The following is an 18,548-nucleotide window of genomic DNA, read 5'->3' as shown; positions in this document are numbered from 1 at the left end:
TACAATTGAAGATCTACTTTTTTTGTATGAAGTGAGAGTTTTTCTGTTAGGGATCGTCTATAGAGTATCGTGCTTCAAGGAGGCTTAAGGGTGAAGGGACATGTACCGAAAGTTGAAAAAGAGGAAGAAAGGCAATGGATCCTAAACGTTCTGGATGGTCATAAGGAAGACTATTCGTATCTTGTGAATCGATATAAGAATAAAATCTATGGCCTTTTGAGAGGAATGGGGGCCGATCACCAAGACGCGCAAGACATCACTCAGGAGACTTTTATAAAAGCTTATCGTAAGCTAGCCTCACATGATTTGGATAAAAACTTTGCGGCTTGGCTGTATACGATCGCGACTAATGTACTGAAGGATCTGTGGAAAAAAACTCGTCCTATTGCGAGCTTACCAGACGATCTTGCTGAACTATCTCTTTCAGATAATCCAGAAGAAGAATTCATTCGATCGGAGCATCGCACAGAGCTGCATCAGTTAATGCAGAAGCTACCACCTAATTATCGTACGACTTTGCTGCTTCGTTATACCAATGATTTAAGCTATGAAGAAATGTGTACGCTCTTAGAGGTCCCTTTAAGTAAGATCCAAAATGACCTTTATCGTGCAAAACAACGATTGAAACATATTATGACACACCAGGAGGTGAAGAGCGATGAAGTGCTTAAGTCCATTTGAGATCGAGCAATACATCCTAAGTACACCCACCTCCCGACCATTTGAAGTTGTTGATCATATCGCTGCTTGTGCCCATTGCAATTTAATCTATCATACACTATTAGAAGAACAAGAGGAGTGGTCGCAAGCGTTGTTTGAAGAGAAGCTTCCAGATTCTTTTACTGCTCAAGTTATGGCTTCAATAGAATTCGTAGAACTAGAGAAAGTAACGGTACCTGACAGGAAGCGAAAGAATCCGAAGATACTTAAGTCACTAAGAATAGCCATGGGAGCGGCATTGTTACTGATTGTTCTGAGTACCGTGATTTTGTATTCCGTACCTTCGTTAGCGGAGACTTTACGTTCTCTTTTTGTAAAAGATAATGTGGACATTGGCCTTCTACGTGCACAAGAATTTGGGTTAGTAGAACATCCTAATATTAAGGTGAAGGATAAGGGCTATACGATAAAAATAGATGAAGCTGTAGCGGATCCTACTCGTGTGATTGTCGCTCTTCAGTTGTTCGGACCGGATGGAAAGCATGACAGACATCGCTTGGGTTTTGGTGAAGGAAATAAGATTGAAGTTAAAGATGATCAAGGAAAGGTCGTTGGAGAATTATACGATATGGGATTTACCAACGATTTTTACTATATGATTGCTAATTTCTCGGAGCCACTGCAAACCGATCAAATTATTGTCGAAGGTCATATTACTGAGTTGGGAAGCAAGAGCAGAAATATTCCTGCACTTCAAGGCGATTGGAACTTTAGTTTTTCGATGGATATGACAAAAGCGAATAAGCAAACGACCTCAACTCCACTAACGGGTAGCTACACATCTCCGGATGGTTTAACAATGACCTTGAAAAGATTAACGCATATGGTACAAGGTGTCCGTTTTGAATTTGATACGCAATTAAGTGAAGAGGCATTGAGTCGTTCTCCTGGTGAACTATGGAAGCAGCAAGGCATGAAGTTCCATTTTGAGAATAGCGCGGGAGAAGAGATTCAGAGTGTCAATCCTAGAAAATCTCCGAGTAAGAGTTTCGTAATGTCAAGTTCTTCGATTCCAGGTGATAAGCCTGGACAAATGCATTGGAGCTATACGTTTCCAACTTTACCACAGGATACACCATATACTTTCGTGTTCGATGGATATTTTGTTCCTGAGAAGGATGGTTCGAGCGTGCAATTTGAGCCTTCGAAGTTGAAGGAACATCCGATTCCCTTTGATTTTGATGGAGATGAGCTGAAGTTATTTGACTTTACAGTGGAATCGCCACCAAATACCAATAGCAATGAGAAGGAGGGTTCATTACACTTTAGTGGAAAAATCAGAAATGAGTTTATGAACAGTGAGTGGATATTTAAGGATGTCGCTGGCAAAGAGTGGCCTCTTACAGGAAGAGGTGCTTATTCTCCCCGAGGATCTGGATGGAAAGATGGATATATTGAAATTGTTGAATCACAATCAGATAACAAAAAGTATTTTTTTCAGTTCCGTGCCGCTGGTCTTACTAAAATCCCTGATCAGCTTCAATTAATACGCACCATAGTCAACCGATTGTACACCAATGTAGATTGGTCCGTTCCTATCATGGAAGCTAGCAAAAAGCAGTAAAATCAATCATTTATCTTCCGTATTGTACAAGCAGATAGGAGCTCTGTCGCATTTCATATACTATCACAATCGAAAAGAGGTGGTAGTTTATGACTGCTGCAGAGAAGAGAAGAATTCAAAGAGCTTTGAATGCTTTGCGTAAGCAAAGAGTGGTTCTGAAAGAAAGCCTTAAAAGAATTGAAGCATTGCTTTGCAGATTGCCTATTGGCAGTCGTGAAAGATTTGAATTGTTAGCAGTAAGAGATTCAATCGTAGAAGCGCTCCGACTCAATGCTATTGCTATACGAAATTTAAAAGACGTTACTTGTGCTTGTTAATTCTTTGACCTTCTGAACCTTCTGAACCTTCTGATCCTTGTATCAACGATCAAAGTAAAGCTTTTTCCTGTCACATTAGGAGGATACTGTTTTTCTTTCTTATTGATCTGACGGGTAACGATAGCTCAATAAACACGATAAGGCAGCCGGTCAGTCAATGTGATCGGCTGCCTTTATTCAGCAAAAGGTCAGGATAGTTGAAGTTCAAACGCGGGAAAAAGTATCATAAATAGAGTTTAGCCCCTAATATGACTCTTAGTTTTTTTATATGACTTAATACAACAATATTTACAAATTCATGATACGATATTGCTAAATCAGGAAATAGATGCTCCATATGTAAGATAGAATTAATTATTGATGGAACTGTTGAAGATGGTTCATAACAAAATGATTGATGATCAACCAAGGACGTTTACTGAAACTATTATGATTCTGTAGAATGGGGGCCACTATATGTCATTAGTTAATGAAAAAGAAGAGTGTTTACTGATCGAGACATTAAAATCGCATATACCAAATGTAGAGGAATTACTGAATCCAGCAGTCGAGGAATCAGAAATAAATCTTTTTGAGAGCATGATGAACTGCAAATTTCCAGAAGATTTTAGAAAGTTATACATGAATTCTAATGGAGAAGGAGAGCAGATTTTTGGCGTTATGGCTGGTCTTGGTTGGATGAACATTGAATCGATAGTAAGCAACTGGAAGTCCCTTTTGGAATCAGCATACGATATTATATCCAGCAAACCAGATATAATAAAAGATGGGAACTACAGAGAAGGCTGGATTCCTTTTGCCGAAGATGGTGGAGGCTCATATTTGGCAATTGATTTAGACCCCGGAGAAAAGGGCGTTTATGGGCAAATTATAACGATAGATCACAATTCTAGTTTTTCATATGTTATTGCGGAAAGTTTGGGACATTTCTTTGAATTTATCGATTCGAGCCTCAGAAATAGTAGTATTGGTATTAGTGAAGAAGATGATGTAATCATATTATCCCGTGAAAGTGGAAGTTTGTTGGATGATATTTTGGCTTTGACTAAAATGGATATCGAAGAGATCAGCCTTATCCCTGTAAGCGGATTTTGGGAAGAGTATTTTAAAGACGATGTTGAGAGTGGTTTTGTATCTTCAAAAACATTGAAAAAAAAGAGAATGGTATTTATTAGAGCTGATCAAGCTCAAAAATACGGAGCAATATCTTTGGATATTTTAACCCATATGGTTAATCTTAAAGAACTTATTATACATGCGGATGAAATTACTAATTTCGATGTACTTAAACGGTTGCCTTCTTTAGCAGAACTTGTGATAGGATCAGAAGCCTTTAAAGAGTCTGATTTGGAGTACTTAGTTTCTTTAGATGGGCTAAGGCAGCTAACATTAATAGGACTTCCATTAAAAGATATACATAAACTGAAAGATATAAAGAAATTAAAGAGTTTGAGATTATGTAGAATGAACTCAATTGATAGGGGATTAATAGGAACTATAAAAAATTTGAAGGAACTAAGTTTAGAAGAAATGGAGGTTGGCAACCTGCTTTATATTTCAAACCTTAGTAAGTTAATAAAACTAGAGCTCAAACAAGTGACTATACCACATTTATCATTCTTAAAAGGTTTAAAGAATCTAACGTTTTTTGAGACGGATAGCTGTGCAATAGATGAATCACATATAGAGGTTATAGGAGAATTGAAGAAATTAAAGCAATTCACTTATCCGGTTGGAGATTTAACAATACTCAAAAATTGTATGAGTCTAAAGCAGATTGGAGTAGATGCATCAAGACTTAAAGGGTTGGAGGAAATTTCAGACTGTAATATAGTCGATATAACTATATTTCATGCAACATCGAAAGAGAATGCAAAGTCCGTAGTCGCGGAGTTTAATAAATACTTTAAACTTCAGTCATATGGATGGCCGATAACATGGAAAGATTAATGAAACTTGCCTACACTGAGCCCTATCATAATAGGGCGAAATTTTTATAAAAGAAAGGAGACTAGTCATATTAGTTAGTCTCCTTTCTTTTTGCTGTTAGACCAACTTGACAGAGGTCTATATTTCGATTGGTCGAAAAATGATAAGGGCTTGGTAATACTTCATTTAATAAAAGCCTCACTGATACCTAATGAAATACTATAAAGGAAATGGAAGATGGGACAGAGGGTCTTTTTTGCGAAACAAGAAATAATATACATGGGTCTGTGAAGTTTACAATAGTAATCTAATCATTGAACGTCTAGCATTAAGTATAATGGAACGACGCATTAGGCAGATAAGGCGTACTACGGGTTGTTTATATTTTTTCGAAATGGAGAGTTTATGAAAAAGACTATTGTTTTTGTATTATCAATACTTATATTATTCTCAGGATTCGCAACACAAAGTTATGCGTCGTTGTCAGATACGCAATCTGCGGCAATACAGGCGTTGCTGGATGATGCCCGTCGTATATCAGGTGTGCCAGGAATGTCGATCTCAATACTTGCTGATGATGAAGTGTTCTACTTTTCTTCCGGGTATGCAGACCGTGAAAGTGGGTTGTCTGCAAGTGAAAATACACTATATGAGTTGGCCTCGGTCAGTAAAGCTTTTACCGGCATGGGTATTCTGCTGTTGGAGGAGCAAGGGCTGCTGTCAATGACTGACACTGTCCAAAAATATTTACCTTGGTTTACGTTAAAATATCAAGGCAAACCTGTTGATATGCAAAGCCTTACACTCAATAACTTTCTTCACCATACTAGCGGCCTAACAAATAGTAGGCATTCTCAAAATATTCCACAAGGCAATACACCAGATTTGCTGCAAAAGACTGTGGAAATGCTGGTAGATGCTGAGTTGGCGTTCCCTACCGGTGAACAGTATAGCTATGGAACCGTTAATTATGACGTATTGGGTTTGGTTATTGAGATTGTGTCAGGACAAAGCTATGAAGACTTTATGAGGGAACAGGTATTTCAGCCGTTAGGTCTTCACCAGACGTATGTTTATAAAGAAGATGCTCAAGACACCGGACAGTTGGCACAGGGCTACCGTTCTTCCTTTTTTATGACAACTCCATATAACGCACCGGATTATTCCGGGAATAAACCCGCAGGCTACATCATTTCTTGTACAAAAGATATGGCGCGTTGGATGGGCATACAGATGGGTATTGTGCAGGACATACCCGAAATATTCCATACGGTTATCGAAAAGTCACATCAGGGCGATATGTCTGTTCCGGCAGTCAACGAAATGTATTATGCAGCGGGCTGGTCGGTAAACGCCAACCAAACGATTATAGAACACCCAGGGGGCAATCCCAATTTCGGAACCGAAGTGGCCATACTGCCAAATGAACGAACAGCCGTCTGCTTGCTGACCAACGGCGCAAATATCAATAGAAGCATGGTACTAAAAGTTAAAGATATATTAAACGGCAATCTAACGCAGTCATATGAAATAAGCGGCACACAGCTTTTGGACATCATTTTATCGTCTATCACAATTATTCTTTGCCTATTGGCTGTTCTGTTCTTTATCTTAGGATTACGCAGAAGGAAAACGAATGAGCGGCAGCCAATGACAAAAAAGCGAATAATCGTAACAGCTATTTTGCTGATTGCTACGATTGCCCTGTGTATAATGTGCTGTGTATTAGATTGGTCAACGATACTTATTTGGCAAACATATAGTGTTCTTACAGCTTTGATTTCGTCGGCATTATTAACAGCAAGCATTACATGGTTTGTATACACTCACCGATATAATGCCTCGCTCCGAAAATAAGCATTTTGTTTCGCTTATTGGTAAAATGCGTATAGCGTATTTTGTTTGGTACAGCGGAAAGTAGAGTTACGAAATAGTGAGAAAGAATTGATTTAACGCCAGATTCACCTCAATATAACCATTTAAAGTTCAAGAAGAGATACCACATGAACTTTTCTTTTGTTGAATTACTTGCACAATCCTTGGTGATTCTCAATCTACATACTGGCAGTAAAGCTCAATGTTACTATACATCGGATTTGTTGGGTTTCCGTTCATTACCGGAATCTCGTTATCCGAGTATATCCGGCGTCGAAGACTTGTCTACCGCTTCCAGCACTTGACGAGGCGTTTTAGTACCTGCTATGATTTCTTGAATATCTTTCCTAGATTTGAGAAAGCAGGGCCAGCAACGCCCCAATTATTAACAAGGTACATGACATTGCCGCCTTGAAAGCATCTTGAAGTAACCCTTTTCAAAAAAAAGAGGACCCTCCTTTATTATCGACCCGTTGAATTACAAGCGATAGCGGATACATGTAGGATGTAATCTCAAATCTCATACATTAAAAGAAACAGTATTGAGGAGTATTCGTATGGAACATAAATTAACTTTAATTAATGTTTTTGCCGGCATAAATTCAGAGGAAGCAGTCTTTGAAGAGCTTCCTGCAGAATGCATAAGCGATAAAATATTCAAATTATGTGCATCTCCTGGGCTGGCTCTAGGGCTTGCGAAAGGAGATACAATAAAACTCCATCCCAATGGAGAGTTTGAATTAATAAAACATGGTGGAAATTTCTGCATTCAAATTTACAAAGAGGAGCTTGTTAAAGAAAAGATAGAGACAGCTGAATCTATAGTCAAACGAGAGCTTTCCGGTTCTTTAGATGGATTTCATAATGGCTCGCTTGCCTTCACCGCGCCCATCAGGAATGGATTTCATGCCACCAATAAGGTTTTCAATGTAATTAGAGATTTATTAGAATCGGAGTACTATTACTCTAATATTTACGAATATCCATATAACTTTGACGATGAAGAGTTAGTCAGCTGGGCTAGAGATCTGGATTAATCGCTTCAAAATATCAGTTCTCCGGCATCATACACTATCTCTGGGCCACATTTTTCAATATGATCTCCAATCCTGATCCTGAGTCAAAAAAATAACGCGTAATTATAATATACCCAAAAGCTCAAGAGTTGCAGGAGGCAGATATGGTAGATGAAAGGCATCTTGTTTATTTCAAAGAACTCCTGGAAGGAAATGCTGAAATTTCTTTTAAGGCATACCTTTCAAATAATGAAGATTCTTTGCGCAAGCAATTTTCTCCGGCGAGATTTACAAGACTGAAGTTCAAGTCAATTGATGAAATAATAAAGATTCTTGACGAAGAGAATGTATCCTACAGCATTAATGATCATGCCGTAAGAAACGAAAAATATTTAGCAACCTTTCATCTGGATGCCTTGAATGAACAAGGTAGGCTTAAGGAAGGATTCAAAGACACCCTATTCAAAGGAACTGTTCACAACTTTAAAACAAAGGGGGAAGAAGCAGTCTTAACCCTCTATAAATACATCGAATACCCTAAAAAAATCAATAGCAAAAAAAATATAGAAAAACTCCAAGACATCGAATGTTTCGCCGAATTGGAATTATCCTTAGGGGATGAAAGTCTTGGCTTATTTTTACTAAAGGCTCTAGCCTCTATTGAGCGTCAGCTTTCCGAAGTAGATGATATTGTCCTTAAAGCTCAAGAAGCAGTCATGAAGCACCATTCATCGAAAAGAGATTAATAACTTCTTAATTGGAGAGATTTGCCCTTTCAATTACTGAAATGGCAGGCCGCGAACGATGAAGGAGGACAATGATACCAGCCCAAATTCTAAACCAAAAAACCAATATTGAAAAAAGGTGATGGATGTGCAAATCAATAAAGAGTCATGCCGAGGGATCATTCTGGAATTCGACATTAGGAGAACAATTATTCTCAATTTATATATTAAAGAATGGTCTATGCCAGAATATAGAGTCATAATGACAAAACCGGAGATTGGCGTATATATTGAGTTATATTATTTTCCATCAATTGACGTTAATAATCCTGCAAGATTCGCAACAGTCGGCCTATCTAATTCCATTCGGAAAACTGGAAAACCTATTGAGAATGAATGGATGATAGCTTTAAAACCCGATTTGGGACAAGAAAACATTGATCGCATATTCTCATATTTCTGTGACATAATTGCCCATAATATTGAACATATCCAATCTTCGGAAGTACCACGAGTAATGACTGAGAGCGCACTCGCACCAGAAAATTGGACTACAAAAGCCCTTTTGATTGATGAACTAAGAGGAGAAAGTGAGGATTTAGAACAAATAAAAATAGGTGAAGAAATAATTAATGTCTTGTGGGTAGTACCAATTACCCCCAAAGAATCGCGTATAATTTTACAAGAAGGCATAGATGCTTTTGATGCTTACATAGATAATCATCACTATTCCATAATTGATCCCACTCGTCCTGATTAATAAGAGCAGTTCAATATCATTCGCACTAAACCAACCATACCCCCACATGTGGGTCCTTGGCTCGCGATCCACGTTGTGGAAATTCAAACCATGTCTACGGTGGTGCCAGAAAGTCCAAATGACACTGTGAAGCGCTTGCTCGGCTAGGGCATTATTTTCCTTGAACAGGGGTAATGGTTCTAGAGTATGACAGCGGAATTCTTGGATGAGAGTACAGGATTACTGATGTACAAGGTAGAAGACAACTGAAAGTAGAACAACAGAGTGAATTCCTTCCAAAAATCGCCGCAAGGCGTTTTTCATTGTGCAGTTTGTCTTAGAAATCCGATATGATACTATAAGCTTAATGTGCCGAAAACGTATAAAAGAGAGGGATACATATATGACCAACAAACTATACTACAATTCTACATACCTTATTGATTGGGAGACCTGTATTACTGAAACTATAGAACGTGAAGATGGACGCTATGTTGTTTTGGAGAAGACCGCTTTTTATCCGCATGGCGGTGGGCAACCTTGTGATTTAGGGACTATTGGGGATATTCCGGTACTTGATGTAATTAGTGAGGAAGATCTTGTCTTGCATAAGCTGGAACGTCTGCCTGATGATTTATCCGTCACTTGTCAAATCGATTGGAAGAGAAGATTTGATCATATGCAGCAGCATAGTGGACAACACTTGCTCTCAGCCATCTGTCTCAATTTGTACCAGTTTATGACTCTAAGCTTTCATTTGGGTGAGGATTATTGCACCATTGATATAGAAGCGCCAGAACTGTCGCCTAAACAACTTCATTCCATAGAGTGGGAGGTTAATCGGCAGATTTACCAGAACCATAGTATCCTGAGCTATTTTGTAACAGGGGGAGAGGCTTCACAGCTTAAATTGGTCAAACAACCTAAAGTGACGGAAAACATCCGGATTGTAGAAATTAAAGATGTTGAATATAACGCTTGCGGTGGTACGCATGTATCTTCAACAGGTGAGATTGGTATAATTAAGCTTCTGAAAGCGGAGAAACAAAAAGGCAATACGCGGATCTATTTTAAATGTGGATACCGTGCTTTGGAGGAGTTTAATAGCAGTCTGCAAATTGTTGGAGCACTATCTTCCAAATTCAATACGGGAAAAGATGAAATTATCGATCGCATTGAAAAATGGGAGAATGAACAAAAGCAGCTGCAAGCTGAAATTACCCTACTTAAAGAGAAGAATGATGATTATGTCGTACAGGAGCTTTTAGCACAACAAGAGGGAAAGCTGATCTCAAAAGTGTTCGAGGATAAATCGCTGAAAGATTTACAAAGTTTAGCTAACAAGCTTACCGCGAAATGCGATGTTCCGGTTTTATTGGCTAGTTCTGCTGAGAATAAGGTTGTATTTGCACAGAATGGCAGCGCGGAGATCTCCTGTGGAGCTTTTTTCAAAGAGCATCTTAGTGCCTACAATGGAAAAGGCGGAGGCAGTGATAAACTAGCGCAAGCAGGATTCCCCACATGGGGAGACGCTTTGGCGTTTTATGAGTTTGCTAGAAGTTAAGATTACTTTATAAAAGACAGAAGACCTGACTGCGGTAGTCTACCGTGGATCAGGTCTTTTTTATACGTAAAACGGAAACAAGAAACTTTTTCCAAATCCTGTCGTCTAATTACATATGACTATAGAGTCAAGGGAGACGAAAAGAAATGAATAAATGGAAGGTAACGCTAGGAATCTTGACTGTTTTGATTTTAAGTACGGGGTATGGATCGGTATCAGCCCAAGCAGAAAACCAAATTCAATTCAACTATAAAGAAATCGGAATCAGCAGTAAACAGGTGATCACGGAGAATATAACTTTTGTACCCCTGAAATCACTCGCAGATGCTATGGGGTATACATTATCTTGGGATCAACCGTCCAAAACGGCCAAACTGGTTCGTCCTGAGCGTGAGGTTAACTTCACGGCTGGTACTGTAAAGTCAAAAGTGAATGAGGCCGTGGTGACTTTAACAAAATCCCCACGTATTATAAAAGGCTCGGTGTACGTTCCATTGGTCTCAGCGGTCAGTGCACTTGGAGGTAAAGCGGGGCTTAATAAAACGGATGGGGTTATCCAAATTATAGATGAAGCTAGATTGGTTTCTGCTTCTGTAGATGGAAGATCCTATTGGATATCTCAAAAAAACGGCGATTTGTATTACCGTGCAACGGAAACTGGGAAACCAGTAATTATTGGTCGACTACCTTTTAAGGAATCTGCGTACAACTACGCTTTTGAGATTGAAAAAATGGGCAATGGTACAGACTTACTCCAGTTAACGGACAATCATTATGCCATGTTCACCGATTTCAATAGCAGTTATCAAGTATTGGTCAAAGCGGGCACTATTCTCAAGCAAATGGACTATCATTACAATAACTCGGCTTATATCCATGCACCACAAGTGCCTTCCACTCAGGTTTATATGACCGATGGGAAGAACGTTCAATATATTACTAAGGATGGCGGTTTGGGCAAGTTATTTGAGATGGAAAAGTTAACAGGAGCAACCGGAGATTTCATAGTGGAGTATGCTGCGGAAGACGTTGTGCTCGTTCGTTTATTAGATACGACACACTTATATTTAGTTTATAGCAACACCGGTGAAATCATTAATCTCTATGAAAAACTAATTACTAGTGAGGATCGTAAGGAATGGGATAGAGTAAATGATGGCAGAGATCCATATGTATTGACCAGAATGTTAGTGTTGAAGAGTCGCAAAGGGAATGTAATGACATTCACCTATACTCCAATCCTTGAGGAAAAAGCAAAAACAGTGACATTTACACTTCAATCCAAATAATTTCAATCACTTTTATGTAATAAGCAAAATGAGAGCGATGTTTAAAATCGCTCTTTTTTGCATTTTGGATCATTTCATCATCATCGTACTTCCACCTTTAATCTGAACAGGTTGATCATTTACGGATACCCAAACATCAATAGCTGAGTTGTTACGAATGACCGTTTTGTCAGCACTCATCTTCAGTGAATATAGCGCATCAACATAATCATAAATCTCTATATTGGTAGCGTACCAAATATCCGAATGTCCACCTGCTTGTTGGCAAAAGGATTCGATAAGCTCCCAATTGTTCTGCTGTGCAAATTCATAACTATGACCCCAAACATAACAGAGTCTCAGCTTTTGGGATGGCCCTTCTGTTGTAAATCGCTCCCATACGTGATGCAGATCTTCTATATGATGACAAGTTGGATGCCACTCCATGAAATTCAAAGGCATATCAAACTGGTTGGTAGAATGGACAGTTCGGCTGTATTCAATCCCAACAGACCGTAGAGGAGCAATGATTTCCTGAAAGTATGTACCGTATGGATAGGACATGCCTCGTACCGGATAATCCACTAGTTTCTCTAGTCGCTTACGGTCTTCGAACAGCTCATCGATTACCATAGGTAAAGGTAGACGCTCTAGATGTGGATGGGTAACGGAATGGGCAGATACCTCATGGTTTCTGAGCGAATGTTTAACATCAGCAGATGATAAGAATCCGGGTGTGTTTATCATTGCGCTATTTAAATGGAAAGTACCTTTAATCCCATATTGATCAAAAATCTCCGCCAAGCGAATATCGTGTTTCTGTCCGTCATCATAGCTCATGGTGAGCGCCTTGGGCAATCCGCCCGGGAATAAGTTAAATTGAAGTTTCATGAATGTACACTCCTGTTCATTTGGTCATTTCGAAAATTACCTCTTCCAATTATAAACATTAAACGTTATAATCGGTTTCCACGTCTAAACAATGAAAGTGTTTACAGAATGGAATACACTTATAAGGAGAGATGCTGCCTGCCTGACTTTCTCTATGTTGTAAAACTATTATATGTGAAAGACAGAAGAAACTCACTTTTATATTTTATCACTAACTTACTGAGTGCCCCAATCCTTTTTGCAGAATTATACACAACGAAATATGTGGTTGACCTCATTCAGAACTTCAATCCTAACACCTACCAACATATCTTGTTATTAGTAAGTTTGCTTATGGTAATGTTATATCTCGCGGGCCTTAATAGTTCTCTTCGAGCCATTGCTATCACCAATTTAACATCCACCAGTTTATATGAACTGGAACATAGCATTTTGGAAAAGACTTCTAAATTATCTACGGCACTTTTGGAGGACCCCGCTACAAAAACTAAAAGAGAAAAAGCAAAACGACTTTCCTTGATTGATCTGTTAGACCAATGGATAGGTGTGACAGTTCACCTAATAACATTAGTTGTGTTAATGGTTGTCTTATCTGTTTATGGCTTCTATATTCTGGCTTTGATTATTTTAGGGGTGCAGATTCTACAGCTTTATCTTATGAAGCGAATGTCACAGAAAGTAGAGTCCATTTCAGCGAATCAAACCTCCTCTGTGCGAATGATCAACTATTTAGTCGATTTGTTGATTAACAGAAATTCCATTCCGGAAGTAAGAATGTACAGAATGTCCTCCTATTTTTTTTCCTCAATGAAAGAGAGCTTTACGAATAACTTCAAACAAATGCACCGTAAGGTTATTTATTCTGAAACCCTCAACTTCTCCCAAAGCTTAATTATAATCTTATTAAATGGGACTACGATTGCCATTCTAGCGATTACGATCGGAAGTAGCGGACAGAGTGCTGGGCTTTTTGTGTTATTACTTCAGATATCCAGTCAATTATTCATCGTTATTCCTGCATTAACAAGAGTTTACGCGGACTTAGCGAAGAGTCGTTTACGGTACGAGGATTATACGTCTTATTTAGATTTGGAAGAGCAGGTGCTTAGAGATCAGGAGGTGAAATCCAATAGGAACACCGATCCGATGAAGGTCCAAGTTCATCAGCTGTTTTTTAGATATCCGACCAACGCTAAGAACACCCTGAGTAATATAAACATGACTATTCATCCAGGTGAACGAATTGCTTTTGTAGGTGAGAATGGTTCGGGTAAATCTACGCTTGTTAAGTTGATCTTAGGGTTGTATCCTGCAACAGCTGGAAACATCCAGTGGTTTAAAGGTGAGAATGAAGTCTTAGCGCATAACGTGACACAGGATACCAGAGTTGTTTTTCAGGATTTCATTAAGTTACAAAGACCAATTAGAGAAAACATTGCATTAGGTAATATGGCTACTATTCATGACGATTCAAGATTATTAGCCGCGATGAAAAAAGCAGAAGCCGATAATTATGGTGTTCGATTGGATACTTTAGTAGGTCCTCAGTTTGGAGGGATAGATTTGTCTGGGGGACAATGGCAAAGACTAGCGATTGCTCGAGCCTATCTCAATGACGGCGCTCTTATGATTTTTGATGAGCCGACTGCTGCCCTGGATCCTTATGCGGAACAACAGGCGTTTGATACCTTTATGAAATTAGGAGAGCAGCGGACCTCCATTATTGTGACTCACCGGCTGTATATGTCCAAATTCGTCGATAGAATTTTTCTGTTTGAGCATGGAGAAATCGTGGAAAGTGGAACGCATGAAGAATTAATGAGGGTTGATGGTAAATACAAAAAGATGTTTAATCGCCAGTCCTCTTTATATGTATAAGAAAGGAGAAATTCATGCTGAAGTCTGACATCACTAATCTTGTAATGATACTCGTGAGAATGTTTAGAAAAAGTCCGATGATCTCAACAATCACTATCATAGTCCCTATAATCAGTGGTTTATTAACTTTTTATTCTTACGCTGTCCAAGTGAATATCATTAACGGTGTGGCTCGCGGTGTTATGACGCTGCTCCCTATTCTATGGTTTGTTGTGATTCATGGCGTACAAGCTTGTTCATTAAGCATAACCAACATGATGAAGAATCGAATGAATGCGGAACTAACCCTCGCTTTTCAATCCGAATTGATAGATATTGCAAACCGGGTTGATTTTGAGGATTTTGATGATGAAGAGTTTGGAAATAAACTGCAAAGAGCTAAAAAGGTAGTTGGAGAAGATTTAGAGGGGATTACAGGTTTTTTGGTATCGAGTGTAGGAATTATCTCAGGACTAATAAGCATCATCTGGTTGTCGGCGACAAGTGGTTATTTCTTGGTCACATTCGTGGTAGCACTTATGATCGTGACTACCTTATCCATTCGATTATTTACGGAAATTAAAGTGAGAAGAACAGGAAGAGAACTCACCTTCGATGGAAGAATGGGAGACTATCTTGCTAACACTTTGGAAGACCCTAATGCGATTCGAGAAATGCGAATTTATAATTCCATCTCTTATTTTACAAATCTCTGGGCAATGCTTATGAAGAAGCAGCATAATAAAAGATTTAGCGCCAGAAAATTCGAGATCAAAACAGGGATGGTCGTGGCTATGGTCCAGACGAGTGCTATCTTTGTAGTTCTAGTGTACCTGTTAAACAAAATGGGGGAGTCTAATACAGTTACAATTGGAACAATTTCGGTGTTATTTCTGGCGCTGTTATCGAGTGGTGGTAAAATTATGAGTTTGACCTGGCCATTAAGCAAGCTTTACATCAGCAGCAGCAAATTATATGACTTAAATGAAGTACTTACATATAAGAACAGTGATTTTCGCAAAAATAACATAAATAATTCGACTGATTCTATGCTCCCAATTACCGTTTCAAATGTCTATTTTAAATACGCCAAATCGAACAAGAATGTCTTATCTAACATCAATATGACCATAGAGCCGGGTGAGAAAATAGCGATCGTCGGGGAAAATGGAGCAGGGAAATCTACGTTGATTAAAATGTTATTAGGTCAATATAGACCAAGCTCCGGAACGATTTGCTGGAAGGATCATTTAGAACCTCACGGTAAGGTGTCCGTTGTATTTCAGAATGCTGTGAAGTTTGAACTGACACTAAGAGAAAATATCCTATTGGGCGATGCGAATACACCTTCGGATGATGCTAAAATACTAAGGGTTCTAGAACAATGTGAGCTGATAGATTTGCTCCATGAATTAGGCGGATTAGATGTGAATTTGGGGCAAATAGTAGAAGGAAGCAGGCAGCTATCAGGGGGACAATGGCAAAAGCTGGCGATTGCGCGCGCGTTATACAATGATGCTGAGCTTATAGTATTCGATGAACCTACTTCTGCAATTGACCCGAATGCCGAGATGGAGATCTATACGAAATTATTAGAAATCTGCCAAGATAAAGCAGCTATTTTTATTTCACATCGCTTGGGTTGGGCGAAGAATGTTGATACGATCTATGTTATGTATCATGGAGAAATTGCTGAAGTAGGAGATCATCAAGACTTAGTACATCACAATGGCATTTATGCAAACATGTACGCTTTACAATCCTCTTGGTATAAGTAGCTTATTAGATGTGATTACGGTTGATATAAGATGGCATATTCTCCTTAACTATACTCATGAGGTTTACTAAAAAAATCCACAACAAATTTCTGAAATTGTATAGCCGCTTGTGATAAAAAGTGTTTTCTGCTCCAAGCGATGCCAAAAGTGCGCTGACAAAGCGGATCGGTTATTTTCAATTGAACGATTTCTGTGTTTTTACTTCTCCTGCTTAAGGCTAAAGGGAGAGTAAAGGTGATACCCAGCCCCATCTCAACTAAGGTTTGAACGGCACTTACTTCTTCGAGTTCGAAAGCAATTAGCGGTTCAAATCCAGCTTGACGGCAAAATGCATCTGTAATTTCACGGAAATTAGATCTAGAAGACAAAGAAATGAAATTCTCACCAGCAGCTTCAATCAAAGAAATACTCTCGCGATTGGCAAAACGATGATTCTTAGGCACACTTAAACATAATTCCTCTTCTGCTAAGGTAAACCATTCGATGTCTGGTCCGGTGACAGGTGTCGAAGATATGCAAAAATCAATCACCGCACTCTCCAGATCGTTTCTCATTTCTAATGCTGAGCCAAGCTGACGCTGAATGATCCGAACGTGCGGGTGAAGGGTAAGAAACTCTTTTAGTAAAGTGGGCAATACATACGGTAGTGTTACTGCTATAGATATTACTCCATGTTCAAGTCCAGCCATATCCGTGAGCTCATGCTGACCTTCATCCAGTTCCAGAAATGCTTGCTCCACACGACGAAGATATGTTTTTCCGAATTCGTTCAATTTTAAATTTCTGCCTTGGCGTTCGAATAAGGGAACACCTAAGGTTTTCTCTAAACGTTGGATGGAATTGCTAAGTGAGGGTTGAGATACATTTAATTCTTTGGCGGCATTAGTCATGTGCTCAAGACGAGCAACTACACGGAAATATTGAAGCTGAAGGAATTCCATAACATTGACCTCTCTTTATTCATAACTCTAATGTGATATATCCATCATATAATATGTATTTTACTTAATTAATTTTCGGTCCTATACTATTGTAACATATAAAAAGATTTAGGTAGGATGGAGAGAGTCTGCTGTGATTAGAGAGAAGATATGGACCCGGAATTTTATTGTTGTTTGTTTGAGTAGTTTTTTTATGTTTCTGACCTTTTACATTCTGGCGACTGCATTCCCGTTATACGTGAAGGAAAGCTTGCACGGGAATCAGCAGCAAATGGGGTTAGCCATTACCATCTATGTCCTCGGAGGTGTATTGATCCGTCCTTTTTCAGGACAATGGGTTGATAAATTCGGTAAAAAGAAAATGGCGGTTATTGGGCTGGTCTTATTTCTACTCGCCTGTATAGGATACTTCGGAGCTAATGGAATTGTATTGTTTCTGGTGATTCGTTTCATTCACGGTATGAGTTATGCGGTTGCCTCGACAGCGACAAGTACAATAGCTTCCACGTTAATCCCTTTCTCACGCCAAGGAGAAGGTATCGGTTATTTCAGTATGTTTATGAGCATTGCGATGGTCATTGGACCAGCTTTGGGTCTTTTTCTATGGAAAGATGAGAACATTCATGTATTGCTGTTAGGTGTATGTGTGATTGCTGCGCTTTCGCTGTTATTCACATTAGGCGTTCGTATGCCCAAAGAAGAGAAGGATACGGTTAAAGAAGCCGTTAAGGAACCTGTGAAGATGCGAAAGGGTCTTCGCTGGAGTGACGTCATTGAACCCAAAGCACTGCCCATCTCGCTTGTCGGATTTACGCTTGCGTTCTCCTATAGTTCTTTATCTGGTTTTATCGCTTCTTTTACAAAAGAAATTAACCAATCACAGCTTACCGGTTATTTTTTTGTGGCCTTTGCGATTATGATTGTGCTGTTTCGACCGCTAATCGGTAAAGTATTCGATAAATATAATGAACATATTCTCATTTATCCCGGAATTCTGATCTTCGCTGTAGGTCTGCTTAGCTTAAGTCAAGCTAAATCCGGATTCATGTTGATGTTCTCAGGCATCATTATGGGGGTTGGGTATGGCGCACTTATGCCATGCTTTCAGACGCTTGCACTTAAATTAGCCGATAAAGAACGTAGAGGAAGCGCCAATGGAACCTTTTTCTTGTTATTTGATTTGGGGTATGGAGCGGGTTCTTATATTATGGGTGTAGTTGCTTCTTATACAGATTACCGTATGATGTACGAAGTTGCAGGGTTCGTGACGCTTATCTCAGTTGCTGTATACTATTTGCTTCATCACCTTCCTCAATCTAAGCTTCGCGTTCAAAAATCTAAAGCTGACGTTGCATAAATGTATA

At 39.0% G+C, this 18,548-nt stretch carries 15 protein-coding genes; 13 read left to right on the top strand and 2 right to left on the bottom strand.

All coding sequences use genetic code 11. The annotated features are described in order from the left end of the window. Positions 1-90: 90 nt before the first annotated feature. From NSQ29_RS13045 to NSQ29_RS13000, 10 genes are all read left to right on the top strand, one after another. Positions 91-681 (top strand): RNA polymerase sigma factor, encoded by a 591-nt coding sequence (locus NSQ29_RS13045; RefSeq protein ID WP_076285801.1) that lies wholly within the window; start codon positions 91-93, stop codon positions 679-681. After that, positions 659-2,284: a DUF4179 domain-containing protein gene (locus NSQ29_RS13040; protein WP_341125272.1), complete on the top strand. Its 1,626-nt coding sequence runs from the start codon at positions 659-661 to the stop codon at positions 2,282-2,284. The genes NSQ29_RS13045 and NSQ29_RS13040 overlap by 23 nt, the downstream gene beginning before the upstream one ends. 89 nt (positions 2,285-2,373) lie before the next feature. Then, positions 2,374-2,601, top strand: a complete 228-nt coding sequence (locus NSQ29_RS13035; protein ID WP_042187971.1) for a hypothetical protein — start codon at positions 2,374-2,376, stop codon at positions 2,599-2,601. 456 nt (positions 2,602-3,057) lie between these two features. Then, a complete protein-coding gene (locus tag NSQ29_RS13030) occupies positions 3,058-4,551 on the top strand; it encodes an SMI1/KNR4 family protein (RefSeq protein WP_341125271.1) in 1,494 nt (497 codons plus the stop codon). Between the two features lie 384 nt (positions 4,552-4,935). After that, positions 4,936-6,387: a serine hydrolase domain-containing protein gene (locus tag NSQ29_RS13025; RefSeq protein WP_341125270.1), complete on the top strand. Its 1,452-nt coding sequence runs from the start codon at positions 4,936-4,938 to the stop codon at positions 6,385-6,387. 575 nt (positions 6,388-6,962) lie between these two features. Then, positions 6,963-7,442 carry a DUF4265 domain-containing protein gene (locus NSQ29_RS13020; RefSeq protein ID WP_094874831.1) on the top strand — a complete coding sequence of 160 codons (480 nt, stop codon included), beginning with the start codon at positions 6,963-6,965 and terminating at the stop codon, positions 7,440-7,442. A gap of 143 nt (positions 7,443-7,585) precedes the next feature. Then, entirely contained in the window at positions 7,586-8,167 is a 582-nt protein-coding gene (locus NSQ29_RS13015) for a hypothetical protein (protein WP_341125269.1), read from the top strand. A gap of 220 nt (positions 8,168-8,387) precedes the next feature. Continuing rightward, the gene (locus NSQ29_RS13010; RefSeq protein WP_341125268.1) at positions 8,388-8,906 is read left to right on the top strand and encodes a suppressor of fused domain protein; all 519 of its coding nucleotides are present in this window, start codon (positions 8,388-8,390) and stop codon (positions 8,904-8,906) included. Between the two features lie 382 nt (positions 8,907-9,288). Beyond that, positions 9,289-10,449: an alanyl-tRNA editing protein gene (locus tag NSQ29_RS13005; protein WP_341125267.1), complete on the top strand. Its 1,161-nt coding sequence runs from the start codon at positions 9,289-9,291 to the stop codon at positions 10,447-10,449. Between the two features lie 146 nt (positions 10,450-10,595). Continuing rightward, entirely contained in the window at positions 10,596-11,738 is a 1,143-nt protein-coding gene (locus NSQ29_RS13000; protein WP_341125266.1) for a copper amine oxidase N-terminal domain-containing protein, read from the top strand. Positions 11,739-11,807: 69 nt separating this feature from the next. Here the strand turns inward: NSQ29_RS13000 and NSQ29_RS12995 are convergent, their stop codons facing one another. Continuing rightward, entirely contained in the window at positions 11,808-12,608 is an 801-nt protein-coding gene (locus NSQ29_RS12995) for a polysaccharide deacetylase family protein (protein ID WP_341125265.1), read from the bottom strand. A 432-nt stretch (positions 12,609-13,040) separates the two neighbouring features. On the opposite strand from NSQ29_RS12995, the gene NSQ29_RS12990 reads away from it, so the two are divergent. Together NSQ29_RS12990 and NSQ29_RS12985 are read left to right on the top strand one after the other, a co-directional pair. Beyond that, a complete protein-coding gene (locus NSQ29_RS12990; protein ID WP_341125264.1) occupies positions 13,041-14,486 on the top strand; it encodes an ABC transporter ATP-binding protein in 1,446 nt (481 codons plus the stop codon). A gap of 14 nt (positions 14,487-14,500) precedes the next feature. Further along, positions 14,501-16,243, top strand: a complete 1,743-nt coding sequence (locus tag NSQ29_RS12985) for an ABC transporter ATP-binding protein (RefSeq protein WP_340969304.1) — start codon at positions 14,501-14,503, stop codon at positions 16,241-16,243. A 44-nt stretch (positions 16,244-16,287) separates the two neighbouring features. Here the strand turns inward: NSQ29_RS12985 and NSQ29_RS12980 are convergent, their stop codons facing one another. After that, complete coding sequence (locus tag NSQ29_RS12980; RefSeq protein WP_340969305.1) at positions 16,288-17,184, bottom strand: LysR family transcriptional regulator; 897 nt, start codon at positions 17,182-17,184, stop codon at positions 16,288-16,290. 133 nt (positions 17,185-17,317) lie between these two features. Between NSQ29_RS12980 and NSQ29_RS12975 the strand changes: the two genes are divergently transcribed. Beyond that, the gene (locus NSQ29_RS12975; RefSeq protein ID WP_339271134.1) at positions 17,318-18,541 is read left to right on the top strand and encodes an MFS transporter; all 1,224 of its coding nucleotides are present in this window, start codon (positions 17,318-17,320) and stop codon (positions 18,539-18,541) included. The last annotated feature ends 7 nt before the right edge of the window (positions 18,542-18,548 follow it).

The sequence above is a fragment of the Paenibacillus sp. FSL F4-0236 genome, from assembly GCF_038000135.1.
Classification (GTDB): Bacteria; Bacillota; Bacilli; order Paenibacillales; family Paenibacillaceae; genus Paenibacillus_AQ.
Note: the sequence above shows the minus strand (reverse complement) of the source record. Positions and strands in the feature narration are given on the sequence as shown.